Source organism: Pseudoduganella sp. RAF53_2 (assembly GCF_052113985.1).
Classification (GTDB): Bacteria; Pseudomonadota; Gammaproteobacteria; order Burkholderiales; family Burkholderiaceae_D; genus Rugamonas.
Genome location: NZ_JBFRDW010000036.1, coordinates 1 through 17,728, shown reverse-complemented (window position 1 = coordinate 17,728; position 17,728 = coordinate 1). Strand labels below are relative to the sequence as shown.

General features: G+C 61.3%; 22 protein-coding genes. 13 read left to right on the top strand and 9 right to left on the bottom strand.

Translation table 11 applies throughout. The annotated features are described in order from the left end of the window. The 3 genes from AB4Z11_RS04025 to AB4Z11_RS04015 form a co-directional block, all read left to right on the top strand. Positions 1-119, top strand: a 119-nt coding sequence (locus AB4Z11_RS04025; protein WP_442022918.1) for an acyl-CoA-binding protein, incomplete at its 5' end; no start/stop codon positions are given. Positions 120-228: 109 nt separating this feature from the next. Then, positions 229-741 (top strand): DUF2867 domain-containing protein, encoded by a 513-nt coding sequence (locus AB4Z11_RS04020; protein ID WP_442022917.1) that lies wholly within the window; start codon positions 229-231, stop codon positions 739-741. Beyond that, entirely contained in the window at positions 734-1,216 is a 483-nt protein-coding gene (locus tag AB4Z11_RS04015; protein WP_442022916.1) for a GNAT family N-acetyltransferase, read from the top strand. Before AB4Z11_RS04020 ends, AB4Z11_RS04015 begins: the two co-directional genes overlap by 8 nt. Positions 1,217-1,218: 2 nt before the next feature. Here AB4Z11_RS04015 and AB4Z11_RS04010 read toward each other — a convergent pair whose 3' ends face one another. Beyond that, entirely contained in the window at positions 1,219-1,506 is a 288-nt protein-coding gene (locus tag AB4Z11_RS04010; RefSeq protein ID WP_442022915.1) for a polyhydroxyalkanoic acid system family protein, read from the bottom strand. A 144-nt stretch (positions 1,507-1,650) separates the two neighbouring features. Between AB4Z11_RS04010 and AB4Z11_RS04005 the strand changes: the two genes are divergently transcribed. From AB4Z11_RS04005 to AB4Z11_RS03985, 5 genes are all read left to right on the top strand, one after another. Then, positions 1,651-3,090, top strand: a complete 1,440-nt coding sequence (locus AB4Z11_RS04005) for a hypothetical protein (protein WP_442022914.1) — start codon at positions 1,651-1,653, stop codon at positions 3,088-3,090. Then, entirely contained in the window at positions 3,087-3,362 is a 276-nt protein-coding gene (locus AB4Z11_RS04000; protein ID WP_442022913.1) for a protealysin inhibitor emfourin, read from the top strand. Before AB4Z11_RS04005 ends, AB4Z11_RS04000 begins: the two co-directional genes overlap by 4 nt. Before the next feature lie 140 nt (positions 3,363-3,502). After that, complete coding sequence (fdxA, locus tag AB4Z11_RS03995; protein WP_442022912.1) at positions 3,503-3,826, top strand: ferredoxin FdxA; 324 nt, start codon at positions 3,503-3,505, stop codon at positions 3,824-3,826. Positions 3,827-3,934: 108 nt separating this feature from the next. Beyond that, on the top strand, positions 3,935-5,002 hold the full coding sequence (locus tag AB4Z11_RS03990; protein WP_442022911.1) for an NAD(P)/FAD-dependent oxidoreductase: 1,068 nt from the start codon (positions 3,935-3,937) through the stop codon (positions 5,000-5,002). A gap of 222 nt (positions 5,003-5,224) precedes the next feature. Further along, positions 5,225-6,460: a polyhydroxyalkanoate depolymerase gene (locus AB4Z11_RS03985; RefSeq protein WP_442022910.1), complete on the top strand. Its 1,236-nt coding sequence runs from the start codon at positions 5,225-5,227 to the stop codon at positions 6,458-6,460. A 105-nt stretch (positions 6,461-6,565) separates the two neighbouring features. Here AB4Z11_RS03985 and AB4Z11_RS03980 read toward each other — a convergent pair whose 3' ends face one another. Beyond that, entirely contained in the window at positions 6,566-7,351 is a 786-nt protein-coding gene (locus tag AB4Z11_RS03980; protein ID WP_442022909.1) for a substrate-binding periplasmic protein, read from the bottom strand. A gap of 145 nt (positions 7,352-7,496) precedes the next feature. Between AB4Z11_RS03980 and rsxB the strand changes: the two genes are divergently transcribed. Further along, entirely contained in the window at positions 7,497-8,174 is a 678-nt protein-coding gene (rsxB, locus tag AB4Z11_RS03975) for an electron transport complex subunit RsxB (protein WP_442022908.1), read from the top strand. Next, positions 8,171-8,818 carry an endonuclease III gene (nth, locus tag AB4Z11_RS03970; protein WP_442022907.1) on the top strand — a complete coding sequence of 216 codons (648 nt, stop codon included), beginning with the start codon at positions 8,171-8,173 and terminating at the stop codon, positions 8,816-8,818. The genes rsxB and nth overlap by 4 nt, the downstream gene beginning before the upstream one ends. A gap of 1 nt (position 8,819) precedes the next feature. Here nth and blaOXA read toward each other — a convergent pair whose 3' ends face one another. Next, positions 8,820-9,596 carry a class D beta-lactamase gene (blaOXA, locus tag AB4Z11_RS03965; protein WP_442022906.1) on the bottom strand — a complete coding sequence of 259 codons (777 nt, stop codon included), beginning with the start codon at positions 9,594-9,596 and terminating at the stop codon, positions 8,820-8,822. A 35-nt stretch (positions 9,597-9,631) separates the two neighbouring features. Beyond that, positions 9,632-11,542 (bottom strand): serine hydrolase domain-containing protein, encoded by a 1,911-nt coding sequence (locus AB4Z11_RS03960; RefSeq protein ID WP_442022905.1) that lies wholly within the window; start codon positions 11,540-11,542, stop codon positions 9,632-9,634. A gap of 38 nt (positions 11,543-11,580) precedes the next feature. Here AB4Z11_RS03960 and AB4Z11_RS03955 point away from each other — a divergent pair, with 38 nt between their 5' ends. Further along, positions 11,581-11,856 carry a KTSC domain-containing protein gene (locus tag AB4Z11_RS03955; protein ID WP_442022904.1) on the top strand — a complete coding sequence of 92 codons (276 nt, stop codon included), beginning with the start codon at positions 11,581-11,583 and terminating at the stop codon, positions 11,854-11,856. Between the two features lie 71 nt (positions 11,857-11,927). Continuing rightward, positions 11,928-12,179 carry a hypothetical protein gene (locus tag AB4Z11_RS03950; protein WP_442022903.1) on the top strand — a complete coding sequence of 84 codons (252 nt, stop codon included), beginning with the start codon at positions 11,928-11,930 and terminating at the stop codon, positions 12,177-12,179. A 42-nt stretch (positions 12,180-12,221) separates the two neighbouring features. Here AB4Z11_RS03950 and proB read toward each other — a convergent pair whose 3' ends face one another. The 4 genes from proB to rplU all read right to left on the bottom strand — a co-directional run bounded on the left by proB (position 12,222) and on the right by rplU (position 15,281). Next, complete coding sequence (gene proB, locus AB4Z11_RS03945) at positions 12,222-13,340, bottom strand: glutamate 5-kinase (RefSeq protein WP_442022902.1); 1,119 nt, start codon at positions 13,338-13,340, stop codon at positions 12,222-12,224. Positions 13,341-13,469: 129 nt separating this feature from the next. Then, a complete protein-coding gene (gene obgE, locus AB4Z11_RS03940; RefSeq protein WP_442022901.1) occupies positions 13,470-14,579 on the bottom strand; it encodes a GTPase ObgE in 1,110 nt (369 codons plus the stop codon). Positions 14,580-14,669: 90 nt separating this feature from the next. Then, positions 14,670-14,930: a 50S ribosomal protein L27 gene (gene rpmA / locus AB4Z11_RS03935; RefSeq protein WP_442022900.1), complete on the bottom strand. Its 261-nt coding sequence runs from the start codon at positions 14,928-14,930 to the stop codon at positions 14,670-14,672. Positions 14,931-14,969: 39 nt separating this feature from the next. After that, positions 14,970-15,281 carry a 50S ribosomal protein L21 gene (rplU, locus tag AB4Z11_RS03930; protein WP_055933037.1) on the bottom strand — a complete coding sequence of 104 codons (312 nt, stop codon included), beginning with the start codon at positions 15,279-15,281 and terminating at the stop codon, positions 14,970-14,972. A gap of 200 nt (positions 15,282-15,481) precedes the next feature. Between rplU and ispB the strand changes: the two genes are divergently transcribed. Then, complete coding sequence (ispB, locus tag AB4Z11_RS03925) at positions 15,482-16,459, top strand: octaprenyl diphosphate synthase (RefSeq protein ID WP_442022899.1); 978 nt, start codon at positions 15,482-15,484, stop codon at positions 16,457-16,459. Between the two features lie 67 nt (positions 16,460-16,526). On the opposite strand, the gene AB4Z11_RS03920 is transcribed toward ispB, so the two are convergent. Continuing rightward, a partial coding sequence (locus AB4Z11_RS03920; protein ID WP_442022898.1) for an OFA family MFS transporter occupies positions 16,527-17,728 on the bottom strand: 1,202 nt, incomplete at its 5' end.

The window sequence follows — 17,728 nt, the reverse complement described above, 5'->3', positions numbered from 1 at the left end:
GTCCTGGCATGACCGACTTCGTCAACCGCGCCAAGTTCGACGCCTGGGCCGCCCTGGCCGGCACTTCGCAGGACGACGCCAAGCAGCAGTACGTCGACCTGATCGAAGGTCTGAAGTAATCAGCGCCTGACCAAATTAATCGGCCCGTCCGCAAGCAGCAGACGGGCCGATTGCTTTTTGGGCTTGGCGGCGGCATCATGCCTCGATCTTCTGGCTTGAGGAGTTCAGATGCGCGCAATGGTTGAAACAATCGACGCACCGGCAGGCAGCGAAATCAGCCGCCGCCTGGACGGCGCGTATTATCACGACAGCTACCGGATCGCCATTCCGCCAAGCGACGCCTCGGCGCTTGAACTTTACCTGCGCGTGGCGCGTCAAACGCCGGGCTGGGTGAACTGGCTAATGGATCTGCGCAACCGGCTGGTCGGCCTGGTGGGCTTGAAAAACCTGGGCGCACTGAACGGCGCCAGCGCCCGCAAGCCTGCATTGGACTACAGGGTCGGCGACCGGGTCGGCATTTTCGACGTGCGCTATCTGACGCAGGATGAAGTCATCCTCGGCGATACTGACAAGCATTTAAAGGTCGAAGTCTCGGTCTGCAAAACGGACGGTGCGCTGAACGTGTCGACCGTCGTTCACTTGCATAACCTGTTGGGCCGCCTGTACCTGGTGCCGGTGGCGCCGCTGCACAAGATCATCGTGCGCAGCATGCTGCGCCGCGCCGGAGGCCTCAATGCTTGAAATCCGCCGCGCCAATGCGGACGATCTGGATGCGATGTGGCTGATTTTTCAGGCCGTGATCGCGCGCGGCGATGCTTTCCCCTTCGGCGCCGGCTTCGACAAACAGACTTTCCAGGCGCACTGGTTCAGCACGCACACGGCCTACGTCGCGGCGGAGGATGACCGCATCCTCGGCATGTACAAGATGGGAGCAAACTACCCGGATCACGGCGCGCACATCGCCAGCGCGACCTACGCCGTGGCGCCCGCAGCGCAGGGACGAGGAATAGGCAAGGCCCTTGTCGAGGACAGCCTCGCACGCGCTCGCGCGCAAGGCTTCCTGGCCATGCAGTTCAACTATGTGGTAACAACCAACGAGCCGGCCATGCGGCTCTACCGAAAGTTCGGATTCGAGCAAGTGGGCACGCTGCCCAAAGCCTTCAGGCACCGCCAGTTGGGACTGGTCGATGCCTGCGTGCTGTACCGCTTCTTATAGAATCAAGCCGCTTCGCCAGCGAAGACACTGCGCATTTTTTCGGCGACTTTGCCTTCGATGGCGGATTTGAAGGCGCCCATCAGGAAGCCGAGCTTGATGTTCATGTGCGCTGCGCTTTCCAGCAAGGTCAGCGTGCCTTCCACGCCGCTGCGGCCGAAGCGCAGGGTGTCGCCGTGCCAGGTGCAGGCGAGGTCGAATTCACGGGAAATTTTTTCAGCTACTTTTTCAGCCGCCGCGCGGGCTGCTTCGGGCGCCAGGCTGTGCGCCTGGGTGATGTTGATGTCGGACATGCGCCTACTCTACCGTCTGCAAAAAGGCGCCATTTTACCGCGAGCGCGTTTGAGTTGGATCAAAAAGCTCCGGCGCACAAGGCGCGACCATGTTTGTTCGACTGCGGCGGGAAACCTTCCTGCCCGTCCCTTGGGGAGAACATCATGGATCAAAAAGTCATCGTCCCGGTCGAGGCCGTTCTGACGAAATGCGCGTCGCTGCCGGTCGGCTATGTGCCCACGCCCACCGAACTGTATCGCCTGCATCGCAAGACCGCGCAATTGCTGGCGCAACCGAGCGCGTCGCGCCTGAAGGAAAGCGCCATGCCGATGAAGACCTGCTCCGCGCCGCCCACCGGCGCGCGCGTGCTGATGTGGAAGCAGGACCCGTCGGTGAGCGAACTCGGCACGCGCAAGGCTTTCCTGCCCGGCGTGGTGCTGGAAGGACCGCGCGACGCCCGTATTACCTCTGGTAAGCCGGGTATCGCCGCAGTGAGTCCGAACGCCTTCGGCGACTTCATCATGTCGCCCAACACCGACCAGTTCGACGCCGTGCACACCTTCGCCGTGGTGCGCCAGACACTGACCATGTACCAGCGCGTGCTGGCGAAAGGCGACAGCGCCGCGCCCCTGCCCTGGGCCTGGAACAGCGTCAAGAATACCGACCCGCTGTCGGTTTTCCCGCACGGCCTGCCGAATGTGATGAATGCCTATTACAGCCGCAACGACCGCGCCGTGAAGTTCGGCGACTTCATTCCCAGCGGCGGTACCGAGCGCATCTACTGCTGCCGCTCCTTCGATATCGTGTCGCACGAAACGGGGCACGCGGTGCTGGATGGCTTGAAGCCAAAATGGATTCTGAGCAGCGCGCCACCGCAAACCGGCGGTCTGCACGAATCCTTTGGCGACCTGACCGCCATCTTCCTCGCGCTATCCCAGCTCGACCAGGTGGAAGCGGTGGTCGCGCAGACCAAGTCAGACCTGCACGACAAAACCTTCCTGGCCGATATGGCGGAACAATTCGGCCTGGCGCTGGGCCGTCCAAACGGGCTGCGCAATGCGGACAACGACCTCAAGCTGTCCGAGGTGGGCAATGAGGTGCACGCGCTGTCGCAAGTGTTCACGGGCGCCATTTACGACATCCTGGCCGACCTGTTCGCCTACGAGCGCCAGCCCGGCCTGTATGACGATGCGGCCGTGCTGCATCGCGTTGGCGCCTACTTGTGCAGCCTGGTGCTGCGCGCCCTCGTCGCTGCGCCGGACGCCGGCGCCAGCTATGCCGACGTGGTGAACCAGATGCTGCTGATTGCCCACACCGATGGCAAGCCGGTGGATTACCTCAACGCCATCCGCAATCGCTTTGCGCTGCGCGAAGTCGTGGTATCGCCGGTGCCGCTGACCGACGACCATCTGCCCGGCGTAACGCTGGCGCCGATGGTGGAAGATGCCCCCGAAGCGCGCCAGGACCGCCGCGCCTGCTGTGGTACTTTGAACCATCCGGAGTATTTCGGACTGGAAGAGGTACTGGACGCCGAGCGCCAGGCGCTGGCCGCCTGGTGCCATGGCTATGCGCTGCGCGAAACGAGCGAGGTGGCAATCAAATGAAGATCATGGTCACGGGCGGCGGCGGCTTCGCGGGGCTGAGCCAGCACTACGAAGTCGATACGCAAACGAGCCCGGCCGGACCGGCGCTGGAGGCAGCCCTCGCCTCCAACGATTTTTTCGAAGCGCCAGATCCGCCCGGCACCATCGGCGCGGACATTCCACGCTGGACCATCACGGCCATTGGCGACGGCCGCCAGCGCTCCCTCTCCTTCGCCGAAGACGCCCCTTCTCCCTGGCTGGATCTGCTGAATCTGATCCGCGCCGCTGCTTAGCAAACCGTCATGTCGTTTCCTTATGCCGAATTTGCTTATATGTATTGTGTATAACGCTGAATTGTGAGAAATAGCGAATTGCCTTAAAATACAGTGCTTTGCTGAGGTTTTTCCAGCGCATAAACATAGATAGGACTGTTATGACCCACGTTGTCACCGAATCCTGCATCGCCTGCCGTTACACGGACTGCGTCGATGTTTGCCCGGTAGATTGTTTCCGGGAAGGCCCCAATTTCCTGGCGATCGACCCGGACGAGTGCATCGACTGCGCCGTTTGCGTAGCCGAGTGCCCGGTGAACGCCATTTTCGCTGAAGAAGACGTGCCCTCCGACCAGCAGAACTTCATCAAGATCAATGCGGACCTGTCGCGCAACTGGCCTTCGATCACGAAGACCAAGCCTGCGCTGCCAGAGGCGGAACAGTTCAAGGACGTCAAGGAAAAGATCCAGTTGCTGAAGCGCTAAGCACGGCGGATCGTTGATCCGCCCTACGCGCTCTGCAATGGCGGTTATTTAACGTGCAACACCGCGCCTGACGCGGTGTTCGCTTATTTGGATGGAATGAGAATCATTATGAACGTCGTCAGCACCCCACCCGGTGGTCTCCACGAAACCGATGCCGTGATTATCGGCGCTGGCCCAGTCGGCCTGTTCCAGGTCTTCGAACTCGGCCTGCTGGAGATTAAAGCCCACGTGATCGACTCCCTGGCAGCCGTTGGCGGCCAGTGCGTGGAACTGTATCCGGACAAACCGATCTACGACATTCCAGCGATTCCTTCCTGCACCGGCCAGGAACTGACCGACGGCCTGCTGAAGCAGATCGAGCCATTCGGCGCGACCTACCACCTGGGCCAGGAAGTGACCCTGGTGAACAAGCGCGAAGACGGCCGTTTCGACGTCGAAACCAGCCTGGGCACCAAGTTCATCACCAAGACCATCTTTATCGCTGCCGGCGTGGGCTCGTTCCAGCCGCGCACCATGAAGGTGGACGGCATTGAAGCCTTCGAAGGCTCGCAGCTGTTCTATCGCGTGAAAGATCCGGCAAAGTTCGAAGGCAAGAACCTGGTCATCTGCGGCGGCGGCGACTCCGCGCTGGACTGGGCACTGAACTTCGTGGGCAAAGCCGAGTCGGTCGTGCTGCTGCACCGCCGTGAAGACTTCCGCGCCGCACCGGCTTCCGTGGCCAAGATGAAGCAGCTGTGCGACGAATACGAAATGCAGCTGATCGTCGGCCAGGTGAGCGGCATCGAAACCAAGGACGACAAGCTGTCCGAGCTGCGCGTGACCGGCGCCGACGGCGTGACCCGCCGCGTGCCGCTGGACATGCTGCTGGTGTTCTACGGCCTGTCGCCGAAGCTGGGTCCAATCGCCGAGTGGGGCCTGGACATCGAGCGCAAGCAGCTGAAAGTCGTTTCCACCGAGAAGTTCGAAACCAATGTGCCGGGCATCTTTGCCGTGGGCGATATCAACACTTATCCAGGCAAGAAGAAACTGATCCTGTCGGGCTTCCACGAAGCGGCTCTGGCTGCGTTCGGCGCTGCACCATATATCTTCCCGGACAAGAAAATCCACATGCAATACACCACCACGTCGCCAAAACTGCACAAAGTGCTGGGCGTGGAAACCCCGGTGTTCGACTGATCCGACCTTTTCTTCGGACCGGTCCTACAAAAAAGCAGCGGAAACGCTGCTTTTTTTCTTTTCTAGCCAGTATTATCTTGGTACAAAGGCCGCAGCGCCGTCGAATGTGCTCTTTCTGGAAGGTATTGCGAAATGCTGTAGGTCACGAACAAATGGCCTATAATTGATTTACGATTCCGCATTGCCACATTTTCCGCAGTGCAACACGACCAGGACGTTCCTATGCTTTACCAACTGCACGAAATGCAACGATCCCTGCTGAGCCCCTTGATGCAATGGGCCGAGGCATCGTCCAAACTCTTCTCCAATCCTGTTTCCCCTCTGGCGCACACGCCGTTCTCGCAACGTATTGCTGCGGGCTACGAGCTGATGTACCGATTGGGCAAGGATTACGAGAAACCGGCTTTCGGCATCAAGGAGGTCGAGGTCAAAGGCAAGACGGTGCCGATTATCGAACGCGTGGTCGACAACAAGCCCTTCTGCAAGCTGATCCACTTCGGTAAGGACCTGAGCGAAAAAGAGATCAAGGCCCTGAAGCAGCCGACCGTGCTGATCGTTGCGCCGCTGTCCGGTCACCATGCCACCCTGCTGCGCGACACCGTGCAGGCCATGCTGCAGGAGCACGATGTCTACATCACGGACTGGGTTGACGCGCGCCAGGTGCCGCTGTCGGAAGGCCCCTTCCATCTGAACAATTATGTGAAGTACGTGCAGGAGTTCATTCGCCACCTCGGCACGAATGTGCACGTGATTTCCGTTTGCCAGCCGACCGTGCCGGTATTGGCGGCCATCTCGCTGATGGCCACCAACAAGGACCCGATGCTGCCGAAGACCATGACCATGATGGGCGGCCCGATCGATCCTCGCAAATCGCCGACCGCGGTCAACAATCTGGCCACCGAAAAGAAATTCTCCTGGTTCGAAAACACCGTGATCTATGCGGTGCCGCCGAACTATCCGGGCTTTGGCCGCAAGGTGTATCCAGGCTTCCTGCAGCATGCCGGCTTCATCGCCATGAACCCGGGCCGCCATGCGCAATCGCACCGCGAGTTCTACATGCACCTGGTGCGCGGCGACGACGAGCCGGCGGAAAGCCACCGCAAGTTCTACGACGAGTACAACGCGGTGCTGGATATGCCGGCCGAATACTACCTCGACACCATCAAGACCGTGTTCCAGGACTTCGCGCTGCCGCGCGGCACCTGGGATGTGGATGGCCAGCTGGTGCGTCCGCAGGACATCACCAATGTGGCATTGCTGACCGTGGAAGGCGAGCTGGACGACATCTCCGGCCCTGGCCAGACCCAGGCGGCACACGAGCTGTGCACCGGTATTCCGTCCGACATGCAGGAAGACTTCGTGGTCCCGCAAGCCGGCCACTACGGCATCTTCTCCGGCCGCCGCTGGCGCGAAATCGTCTGCCCGAAAATCACCGCCTTCATCAAGCAGCACGGCTGATCAGCTACCGCTACCAAATCAAAACGCCCCGCCAGCCGGGGCGTTTTTTATTGCGACTCCCCCCTCCAGTCCAGCATCGGAGCAGCGGGGTTAAGCTGATGCAGATCAACCGCCCGGCAGGGCTTCGTCGCCGAGGCGGCGCCAGTAGTCGCGTTCGAATTTGGGGAGGTCGAGGTCACGGGCGGCGGCGTTGAAGGCGCGCTGGCGGGCCTGGCCTTCCGGGCTGCGTTTGAAGCAGATGTGGACCGGGCGCTCACGGAACAGATTGCCGGCAAAGCCGATGCGGTCACGCTCCGTGCGGAATTGTGGCGTGGACAGCAAGTAGCGCAGCACGCGCTTCTCGATCACGATGGCCGCGAAGCGTTTCGACAGCAGCTTGCGCAAATTGGTTTCGTCGTTGACGCCCTCCTCCACCTGCAGCGCGCCCTTGCGCACCTGGGTTTCGAACTCATCATCGTTGGCATAGCCACCCACCGTACCGATGCGCACGCCCTYCAACTCCGACAGCGAAGACGCCTGCAGCGGCGCCTCCTTCAGATAAGCCAGCACCGTCTGCGTGCTGGCAATCGGCGACGAAAAATAGCACAGCTTCTCGCGCTCCGGTGTGCGCCACACCGCCATGAAGCCCGCGTAGCGTGGATTATGCAGGCCAAATTCCATGGTGCGTTTCCAGGGGAAGTAATCGACCTCCAGCACATTGCCCAGCCGCGCAAACACGGTCGACGCAGCCGCCACAGCCACCCCATTATCGGGCAGCGCGGACGTCACATAAGGCGGCCAATCCTCAGCCGCGATATGCAGCGGCGCGACCGGCGAGTCGGACATGGCCGGGCCGGCGGCCAGCAGTCCAATCGTCAGTCCCAGCAAGCAAAGAGCGCGCGATCCGTTCATAGTGGATGAAGATCGTCCCACAAATGAAAGCGATTTCAAAGTTGTTTATGTGCAACTAATGGTAACCCGCTGTCCATGCGGGGTTTTCGTGCCGCGCGCCGCCAGATATCGGATAATGGCGCTTTACCAAGCAAATAAGTAAGCCGTGACTGATCCGAAAACCCTGGCCGACCGCATCGAAGACGTGCTGCCGCAGACCCAATGCACCAAGTGCGGCTATCAGGGTTGCCGACCGTATGCAGAAGCCATCGCGGCCGGCGAAGCGAATATCAACCAGTGCCCGCCGGGCGGCGCGGAAGGCATCCGCAGGCTGTCATCGGTGACAGGACGGCCTGTCATTCCGCTCAATCCCGTCAACGGCCTGGAGCGCCCGCGCGCCGTGGCCTTCATCGACGAATCGCTGTGCATCGGCTGTACCTTGTGCATCCAGGCCTGCCCGGTCGATGCGATCATGGGCGCGGCCAAACAAATGCACACCATCATTCCGGAACTGTGCACCGGCTGCGACTTGTGCGTGCCGGCCTGTCCTGTGGACTGCATCGTAATGTACCCGGTCACTGAAACCACCGGCTGGGACGCCTGGACGCAGGCAGACGCCGACGCCGCACGCTCGCGCCACGACTTCCGCACCGAACATCTGAAACGCGAACGCGACGAGAACGATGCGCGCCTGGCCGCCAAGGCCAAAGCCAAGATGGAAGCGGTGGACCGCCTGGCGCCGGAGAATTCGGCGGAAGAAGCGGAAAAGGAACGCAAGCGCCAGATCATCGCCGCCGCCATGGAGCGTGCCCGCCAGCGCGCTGAAGCCGACAAGAACAAATGAATCCAGCCAAACGCCACGAAATCTTCAGCCGCCTGCGCGCGGCCAATCCCAAACCCCAGACCGAGCTGGAATACACCACGCCTTTCGAGCTGTTGATTGCCGTGCTGCTGTCAGCCCAGGCAACCGACGTGGGCGTGAACAAGGCCACGCGCAAGCTGTATCCGGTGGCGAATACGCCACAGGCGATTCTCGATCTGGGCGTCGATGAACTGATGGATTACATCAAGACCATCGGCCTGTATAAGACCAAGGCGAAGAACGTGATCGCCACCTGTCAGATCCTGGTCGACAAGTACGACGGCGAAGTGCCGCGCACGCGCGAGGAACTGGAAGAACTGCCGGGGGTGGGACGCAAGACCGCGAACGTCGTGCTGAATACGGCCTTTGGCGAGCTGGCAATGGCCGTCGATACGCATATCTTCCGCGTGTCCAACCGCACCAACATCGCGCCGGGCAAGAACGTGGACATCGTCGAACAGAAGCTAATGAAGTTCGTGCCGAAGGAATTCCTGCTCGATGCGCATCACTGGCTGATCCTGCACGGCCGCTACATCTGCACCGCGCGCAAGCCGCAATGCTGGAACTGCATTATTGCGGACCTGTGCGAGTACAAGCACAAAACGCCGACGCCGGACGGCGTTTGATTCACTTCGCCAGCGGTGCGATCAGCGCCGGGAATTCCTTGTAGAAGGCATCGCGCGCGATGACGCCCGCCGGGACATCCTGCGCATCGCTTGCATCCTTTTTCATGAGGCGCGCAAAGACGTAGGTGTGCTTGTCCTTGCTCGCCCAGCCGACATACCAGCCGTAGCCGGAGGATGCGCCGGTTTTGCCGTGTACATCCCAGTCCGCAGGCGCATCGTCGAATTTCGTGAGGCGCGCGGTCATGTCGTAGGCGTGCTGGCTCACGCTGAGCTGGCGGTTCACGACTTTCGACAGGAAGGCCAGTTGCTCAAGCGGCGAGATTTTCAGCGAGGAGCCGATCCAGGACAGCGTCAGGCCATCGTGTTCGGCATCGCCTGAGACGTCAGCGTTACCGAACTGGAAGCGCCTGGTGTATTCGGCGAATCGCTCTTTGCCAAGCGACTTGGTGATCTGCTGTGAATACCAGACCACCGAGTCCTTCATCCACTTGCTGGGGTCTGTAGGATATTTCCAGTTCTCGCGCCAGTCGACATAGCCTTCGCGGAAAGGCAGCGTCGGCGTGTGTTCGTCTTTCAGAAAGCCGGAGTCGTAGCCCATCAAGCTGATGGCAATCTTGAAGGTGGACGCGGAAGTGACGCGCTGGCGGCACTCACCGCGCTGCACCAGCACTTTGCCGGTGGCAGCGTCCGCGACAGCCATGCAGAGTTCATGCGCACCGGCCGATGAAATGCCGATGATGCTTGCGATGGCGCCGAACGCCAGGGCACGTAATGTCATATGCTTCCTCCTTTGAGGCGCACAGCCTAGCAGATTCACGGCCAGGTGCGGAAGCCAATCAGCCCATACGTGGCCAGGTACGCTGCCGCGCTGAAGTGCAGCGCGGCGTGCACGACGCAGAACCAGCGCACGCCGGGGCGCATTGGCGTTCTGAACGCGTACACTGCCTGCAATGCGCCGCCGAGGGCTGCAAGCCCATACGCTGCCGTCACCGCCATCAGCCATATCGAATATGCCGACACGCGTCCAAATTCCGCCTCAACCGGATACCCCAGCGCTACCGGCAGCACCGCAGCAAGGAGCAAACAGCTCGCCGCCAGCGGCCAACCGCGGATCGCGCGGTCGGCACGGTCGGTATGGCCGGTGCGGCCGGCGTTGGCGGTGCAGTCACCGTGGCCCGCGCCTGCGGTGCGGGCGGCACGGTTCATGCGCCAGTGCACAGGCAGCCAGGCCAGCGCCCATAGTATCGACAATGCAGAGGCCAGCGCGAGCGCCATGAAGCCGACCAGCACAGCATCCACGATCGCTGGCGAGGCACGCCGATAGACCTGCGAGCCGAGCACCAGCACATCGCCATCAATCGGGTCGCTGGCGCGCACGCCTTGCGCGACGCCTGAGGGCCGGTCGTAGGCAAACGCGCCCTGTAGCAGCAGGCTGCGCGCATGCCCGCCGAATATCGTGGAAATCTGCAGCATTCCCTGCGCTTGCTGGACCCGCAAGGCGCCAAACGGCGCTCCCGCTTCGGCTAGCGCGTTGCGCGGATTGGCGAGCATATACACGCCCTCAACGCCGCGCCACGAGGCGTCCGGCGGCACGACAGCGGCCCGCTGCACGGCCGGCTGAACGGGCGATCGTAGGGCTGCATCCTGAGCGCCACCGCTGAACAGCTGCTGCATCAGCAACGCCGCCAATGCGGCAGCCGCGTGGGAAGAATCGCTGTTGATCATGACGACGAATCCCACACCCGCCGTCGGCTCGTACCATAGCCGCGCATGTGCGCCGTCGATGTCACCCGAATGTCCGAGCAGGCGATGGCCGTGGAAGGGATGGTCCAGCAGCCCCATGCCCGGCCCAGTGGGCAGCCCGGCGCGGGCGCCATCGGAAGCTTGTGCCGTCTCCATGCGTTCGATGGAAGCGCGCGCGAACAGCTGACGGCCATTCACCGCGCCACGATTCAACAATAGCTGCAGCAGCCGCGCCATGTCTAAAGCAGTCGCGCTGGTCGAACCGGCTGGCCGATAGAGCAGATGCTGGAAAGGCATGGGATTGCCGCGCCGGTCATAATTGGTGGCGCCATGCTGCGTGTCCTGAAAATACGTCGCCGACTCCATGCCAAGCGGCCTAAACACCGCGTCGGCGACGAAGTCTTCAAACTGGCGCCCGCTGATCTTCTGGACGATGTAGCCCACCACGGCAGGCCCCGTGTTCGAGTAGACCATGCGCGTGCCAGGCCACCAGCGCGAAACCCGCGCACGCGGATTGCGTCCCAGCGCTTCGACCAGCGGCAGGTCGGCCTCGCTGTATTCGGACGTGCGCATCTCGTCCCAGCCGGCCGTGTGTTCGAGCAGATGCACAAGGCGCAAAGGCGCCGGGCGCTCCCACGGATTATCGAACGCGATTTCAGGCGCAAGCAAGTGCACTGGTGCGTCGAGATTCAACTTACCGTCTTCGACCAGCCGCATCACCGCCAGCGCAGTGAATATCTTTCCGACCGACGCAGTGCGGAATGTCGTCTCGCCGTCCACAGGATGCTTGTACGCCAGATCGGCCATGCCAAGATTAATCACCTGCACCGGCTCGCCGCGGCGCACGATGGCAATGGCGGCGCCTGGCACGCCATCGGCCTGCATGATTGCCTGCAGTGAGCCGCGCAAGTCCGGTCCTGCCTGCGCCAGGCAAGGCAACAGGCAAAGCAGGAGCCAGCACAGGGCTTTGGGCATAGACATGCCGCTTATTGTAGTATGGCGTGGTTGATAGGGAGGCAATGATGGAAATGAAGAAGATCAACGCGGGCAAGCTGCGCGCAATCGGCTATGACTCCCGCGAGCGCATGCTGCGCGTGGAATTTGATGACGGCAGCGCGATCGACTACTCCGGCGTCAGCGCCGACATATGGAATCGCTTCTCCACCACCGGCGCGGCCTGGAGCTTCTACCGCGACAATATCGAAGAAGAATTCACCGGCCGCCGCGGCCGCGCGCAAGTGCAGAGCAAGCGCAGCGAACTGGAAGACCTGTTCAAGGCGCCGGGCGAGGAATAAGCCGAAGTTTTTACGCAGCGTTTACGGACGATTCGCTATGCTGGTTCCTATCCTGTATGAGGGGAACCAAGATGCCAGTCCAACTGCCCTGCGCCATCATCATCGTGGTGAGCGCCGCTTCGATTACCGCCTTGCGCCAATTGGCTTTCCGCATTTGCGCGGATCGCCTGGCGTCGATGCGCATCGAGCGCTGCGAGAAGAGCGATCGCATGCGCGCCAGTGTCTACCTGACGCGCGACGACAACGGCGTGCTCACCGAAGCCGTCCGCAGCTTCTTCCCGGACGCTATCTTTGAACGTCCGTCTTCACGCACGCCTGGTTGACAGCACACGTCCGCGATTGCCGCGTAGCTCCTGCACATGCCATCAGATCAGCACCAGGTTATCGCGGTGGATCAGTTCCGGGCCTTCGGCATAGCCAAGGATGGCGGCAATTTCAGCGGATGGCTTGCGCTGGATGCGGCGCGCTTCAGCGCTGGTGTAGTTGGAGATGCCGCGTGCGACGGCAGCGCCGTCCGGGCCAAGGCAGGTGATCACGGCGCCGCGGCCGAATTCGCCGTGGACATCGGTCACGCCAATTGGCAGCAGCGACTTGCCCTCGCCTACCAGCTTCTGCACCGCGCCCGCGTCCAGCACGACCTGGCCAACCGTGTGAAGGTGATCGGCCATCCACTGCTTACGCGCCGTCAGCTGGCCCGTTTGCGCAGACAATTCCGTGCCGATGCTTTCGCCGCCGGCCAAACGCGTCAGCACATCAGTCTCGCGGCCAAAGGCAATCACGGTATGCGCACCAGACTTGGCTGCACGCTTGGCGGCCAGGATCTTGGTCAGCATGCCGCCGCGGCCCAGCGAGGAACCAGCACCGCCGGCCATGGCTTCCAGCGCAAGATCGCCCGCGCGGCCATGCGTGACCAGCGTCGCTGAAGGATCTTTGCGTGGATCGGCGCTGAACAGGCCGCGCTGGTCGGTCAGGATSAYCAGCGCATCGSCTTCGATCAGRTTGGYSACCARGGCGCCCAGMGTRTCGTTRTCGCCGAACTTGATYTCGTCGGTGACCACSGTGTCGTTCTCGTTGATGATGGGGACCACACCCAGGCGCAGCAAGGTGGTCAGCGTCGAGCGTGCGTTCAGATAGCGCTCGCGGTCCGCCAGGTCGGCGTGCGTCAGCAGCACTTGCGCGGTGCCGACATCGTGTGCGCGGAAGCTCGTTTCGTAAATCTGCGCAAGACCCATCTGGCCCACCGCCGCGCAAGCCTGCAATTCGTGGATATCGGTAGGACGCTTATCGAAACCCAGACGCAGCATGCCTTCCGCCACCGCGCCCGAGGACACCAGCACCACCTCTTTGCCCATGCCCCGCAAGGCGGTAATCTGCGCGGACCAGCGCGCGATCGCAGCATGATCGAGGCCACGGCCGTCATTGGTGACGAGCGAAGACCCCACTTTAACGATAAGGCGGTGGGCTTTCTGGATAACGGAATTCATAAGGCGGCAAAGCTCTTCTCAAAAAGTACAGGGACATTGTTGATGCGCCGGGCTGGTCGCCCTGCTTGCCGCAGACAGTGCCCGGCCCCGCGGATGGCAGGACCGGCACAGATGTGGGTTGTCTCGATTTTAATCGAGAACTTTGAAACGTGGGTCGTCCGGATCGATGGACGAGATGCCGCGGGCTTCTTCGGTCATCTGGGTTTCTTCCGAGCGCTGCTCGGTGTAGCGCTGCTGCTCGATGTGCTGGTAGATCGCGTTCACCAGCTCCTGCGTGCCTTCGTGCGACAAGGCGGAAATCTCGAACACAGGGCCCTTGAAGGCCAGCTTCTTGACGAAGTCCTTCACGCGCTTGGCGCGCTCGTCTTCCGGCACCACGTCCAGCTTGTTCAGAACGAGCCAGCGTTCTTTCTTGCCCAGCGCCGGATCGTACTTTTCCAGCTCCTTGACCAGCGCCTTGGCTTCCTTGACCGGATCGACCGTCGCCTCGAACGGCGCCAGGTCGACGATGTGCAGCAGCAGGCCGGTGCGCGACAGGTGACGCAGGAACTGGTGGCCCAGGCCCGCACCTTCGGCGGCGCCTTCGATCAGGCCGGGAATGTCTGCAATCACGAAGGACTTCTCGTGCGACACGCGCACCACGCCCAGGTTCGGATGCAGGGTCGTGAACGGATAGTCCGCAATCTTCGGACGGGCATTCGACACCGCGGTGATGAAGGTCGACTTGCCGGCATTCGGCATGCCCAGCAGGCCCACGTCGGCCAGCACCTTCAGTTCCAGGCGTAGTTCGCGGCGCTCGCCTTCCTTGCCGTCGGTCTTCTGGCGCGGCGCACGGTTGGTCGAGGTCTTGAAGTGGATATTGCCCCAGCCGCCCTCGCCGCCCTTGGCCAGCATTTCCATCTGGCCGTGTTCGGTCATGTCGGCGATGATTTCGCCCGACACTTCATCGATGATCAGGGTGCCGACAGGCATGCGCAGGAAGATATCGTCCGCGCCGCGGCCGTAGCAGTCGGAGCCGCGGCCCGCTTCGCCATTGGAAGCGCGATGCATTTTCGAATAACGGTAGTCCACCAGCGTATTGACGTTACGGTCGGCCACCGCCCAGATGCTGCCGCCCTTGCCGCCGTCGCCGCCATCAGGGCCGCCGAACGGACGGAATTTTTCGCGGCAAAAAGAGGCGCAGCCATTGCCGCCGGTGCCGGCGATGACTTCGATGCGTGCTTCGTCAATAAACTTCATATGAACCACCTTGARAACTAAAAAGGCCCTACCACTGGCAGAGCCTTTTGGAGAGAAGGCTTTCGCCTTACTGTACCTGTATTCGCTGTATTAAGCAGCTGCTACAACGGTAACGTACTTCTTGTTGTCCGGACCCTTGGTCACGAACTTCACAACGCCGTTCACCAGAGCGAACAGGGTGTGGTCCTTGCCGGTACCAACGCCTTCGCCAGCGGACACTGGGGTGCCGCGTTGACGGATGATGATGCCACCAGCGTTGATGGTCTGGCCGCCGTACACTTTAACGCCAAGGCGTTTTGATTCAGAGTCGCGACCGTTGCGGGTAGTACCGCCGCCTTTTTTGTGTGCCATTTAGTTACTCCTTGATAGCTGAATTCGGGCAAGCAGCAATTAGCCGTTGATCGAAACGATTTGGATTTCGGTGAAGTTCTGGCGATGGCCTTGACGCTTCTGGTAGTGCTTACGACGACGCATCTTGAAGATACGTACTTTGTCGTGGCGACCTTGAGCAACCACTTTCACCAGAACCGATGCACCGGCAACCAGAGGAGCACCAAACTTGATGCTGTCGCCCGCGCCAACGGCGAGAACCTGGTCGATAGTGATTTCGGAACCAATGTCAGCCGGCAACTGTTCTACTTTAATTTTTTCGCCAGCAGCAACTTTGTATTGTTTGCCGCCGGTTTTTATGACCGCGTACATGATTTGAAACCTCGTTAATTGTTAAGAAATTTCTCCTGCTCGACACCAAGAAAACAACAGGCGGATGCCGGAGAACCTGTGATTGTACACAGTTCTGGGATTTGCGTCAAAAACTATTGTCGAGAGGGCCGCCGCGTGGTATGTCGGCAACTTGTAACGTATAATCGCGGCACCTTATAGCCCACCAACGCAGGTTTGCCTTGTCTAACTCMGCCCAGAACCCCATTACCAGCACCATTGCCGCCGATATGGATGCCGTCAACACGGTGATCCGCGAACGCCTGCACTCGGAAGTGGCCCTGGTTAACCAGATCGCCGAATATATCATTAGTGCGGGCGGCAAGCGTATCCGTCCGGTGCTGGTTCTGCTGGTAGCGAACGCTTACTCTTATAAAGGCACCGCGCACCACGAGCTGGCTGCGGTAGTCGAATTCATCCACACCGCTACCCTGCTGCACGACGATGTTGTTGACGAATCGTCCATGCGCCGTGGCCGCCAGACCGCCAATGCGCTGTTCGGCAATGCCGCTTCCGTGCTGGTGGGTGACTTCCTGTATTCGCGTGCTTTCCAGATGATGGTATCGCTGGATTCCATGCGCGTAATGCAGATCCTGTCCGACGCCACCAATGTGATCGCCGAGGGCGAGGTACTGCAGTTGCTGAATATGCATGATCCGGACGTGTCCGAGGAAAGCTATCTGCAGGTGATCCGCTCCAAGACCGCCAAACTGTTCGAGGCTGCCGCCGAACTGGGCGCCCTGATTACCGGCGCTTCCGATGCGGAAATCGCTGCCGCGGGCGAATACGGTCGCTCCCTGGGCACCGCCTTCCAGCTGATCGACGACGTGCTCGATTACGCCGGCGATGCCGAGGAAATCGGCAAGAACGTGGGCGACGACCTGCGCGAAGGCAAACCAACCCTGCCACTGATCTGGCTGATGGTGAACGGCACCGAAGAACAGCGCCAGCTGGTGCGCTCCTGCATCGAAAACGGCGACGAATCGCACTTCGACACCATCCTGGCCGCCATCACCAATAGCGGCGCGCTGGACTACACCCGCCACGCCGCCAAAGTCGCCTCCCAGCGCGCGATCGACGCGATTGCCGGCATGCCGGACAACCAGTACAAGCAAGCCCTGCTCGATCTGGCACGCTTCGCGGTCGACCGCTCGCACTGAGCAAATAAAAACGGCGCCACTGGCGCCGTTGTCGCAAAGGCGGGCGCTGCCCGCCTTTTTCTTTTCCTTACTTGAACAGCACAGCCGCTTTCTGCAAGGTGATCCAGACACCGATCACCAGCGGAATACCGACCGCCACCCAGGCAAACGAAGCCAGCGCCGGATTGCTGCTGCCGCCCGCGGTGCCTGCCATGCGCGCGCCGCCCTGCGCGGCCGCCTCGCGTTCATGCGCCAGCTTCTTCTCGGCCGCCAGTTCGGCTTCCGACATGAAGTAGCGCGCTGCGATCGGACGCACCAGCATATTGCAGATCAGGCCCAGGATAATCAGGCCGGCCAGGACGTACATGGTGATGTCGTACACCTGTGCCTTCGGCACGCCTTGCGCCAGCTGATACTCGCGCAGATAGTTGACCAGGATCGGCCCCAGAATGCCGGCCGCCGACCATGCGGTCAGCAAGCGGCCATGGATGGCGCCCACCATCTGCGTGCCGAACAAGTCCGCCAGGTAAGCCGGAATGGTGGCGAAGCCGCCGCCGTACATCGACAGGATGATGCAGAAGGCCGCCACGAACAGGGCCAGATGGCCGTTATGCGACACCGACGGAATCGAGGCGTACAGCACGAAGCCCAGCACGAAGAACACGAAGTAAGTCGCCTTGCGGCCGATGAAGTCCGAGCAGGTCGCCCAGAAGAAACGGCCGCCGATATTGAACAGTGACAGCAGGCCCGTGAAGCCTGCTGCGATTGCCGCCGTCTCGCCCTTCTGCGCTGCGGTCAGGTCATTGAACGGGATGTCCAGCCCGATCAGCTTACCGCCGAAGACTTCCTGCAGCAGCGGCGAAGCCATGCCCAGGATGCCGATACCAGCCGACACGTTCAGCCACAGCACGCCCCACAGCAGCCAGAACTGCGGAATGTTCCACACTTTGCGGGCGTGGATATGGCGCGTGGTGATCATGGCATTGCTGGTTTGCGCTGGCTTCGGCGTCCAGCCTTCCGGCTTCCAGCCCGCGGCCGGGATGCGGTAAGCCAGTGCGCCCGCCATCATGAACACGAAGTAGATCGCCGCCATCACGAGGAAAGTTTCCCACACGCCGACCGAGGCCGGGGTGGCAAAGAACTTCATCAGCTTGTCGGCCAACGGTGCGCCGATCATGGCGCCGCCGCCGAAGCCCATGATGGCCATGCCGGTCGCCATGCCGCGGCGATCCGGGAACCATTTGATCAGGGTCGAGACAGGCGAGATATAGCCCAGGCCCAGGCCGATAC

Coding starts and splice junctions, on each gene's coding strand:
- AB4Z11_RS04000 (WP_442022913.1), top strand. CDS start 3,087: ATGAAGATCATGGTCACGGGCGGCGGCGGCTTCGCGGGGCTGAGCCAG.
- AB4Z11_RS04010 (WP_442022915.1), bottom strand. CDS start 1,506: ATGTCCGACATCAACATCACCCAGGCGCACAGCCTGGCGCCCGAAGCA.
- rpmA (WP_442022900.1), bottom strand. CDS start 14,930: ATGGCACACAAAAAAGGCGGCGGTACTACCCGCAACGGTCGCGACTCT.
- AB4Z11_RS04020 (WP_442022917.1), top strand. CDS start 229: ATGCGCGCAATGGTTGAAACAATCGACGCACCGGCAGGCAGCGAAATC.
- AB4Z11_RS04005 (WP_442022914.1), top strand. CDS start 1,651: ATGGATCAAAAAGTCATCGTCCCGGTCGAGGCCGTTCTGACGAAATGC.
- AB4Z11_RS03990 (WP_442022911.1), top strand. CDS start 3,935: ATGAACGTCGTCAGCACCCCACCCGGTGGTCTCCACGAAACCGATGCC.
- obgE (WP_442022901.1), bottom strand. CDS start 14,579: ATGAAGTTTATTGACGAAGCACGCATCGAAGTCATCGCCGGCACCGGC.
- nth (WP_442022907.1), top strand. CDS start 8,171: ATGAATCCAGCCAAACGCCACGAAATCTTCAGCCGCCTGCGCGCGGCC.
- AB4Z11_RS03985 (WP_442022910.1), top strand. CDS start 5,225: ATGCTTTACCAACTGCACGAAATGCAACGATCCCTGCTGAGCCCCTTG.
- AB4Z11_RS03960 (WP_442022905.1), bottom strand. CDS start 11,542: ATGTCTATGCCCAAAGCCCTGTGCTGGCTCCTGCTTTGCCTGTTGCCT.
- AB4Z11_RS03955 (WP_442022904.1), top strand. CDS start 11,581: ATGATGGAAATGAAGAAGATCAACGCGGGCAAGCTGCGCGCAATCGGC.
- fdxA (WP_442022912.1), top strand. CDS start 3,503: ATGACCCACGTTGTCACCGAATCCTGCATCGCCTGCCGTTACACGGAC.
- AB4Z11_RS04015 (WP_442022916.1), top strand. CDS start 734: ATGCTTGAAATCCGCCGCGCCAATGCGGACGATCTGGATGCGATGTGG.
- rplU (WP_055933037.1), bottom strand. CDS start 15,281: ATGTACGCGGTCATAAAAACCGGCGGCAAACAATACAAAGTTGCTGCT.
- AB4Z11_RS03950 (WP_442022903.1), top strand. CDS start 11,928: ATGCCAGTCCAACTGCCCTGCGCCATCATCATCGTGGTGAGCGCCGCT.
- blaOXA (WP_442022906.1), bottom strand. CDS start 9,596: ATGACATTACGTGCCCTGGCGTTCGGCGCCATCGCAAGCATCATCGGC.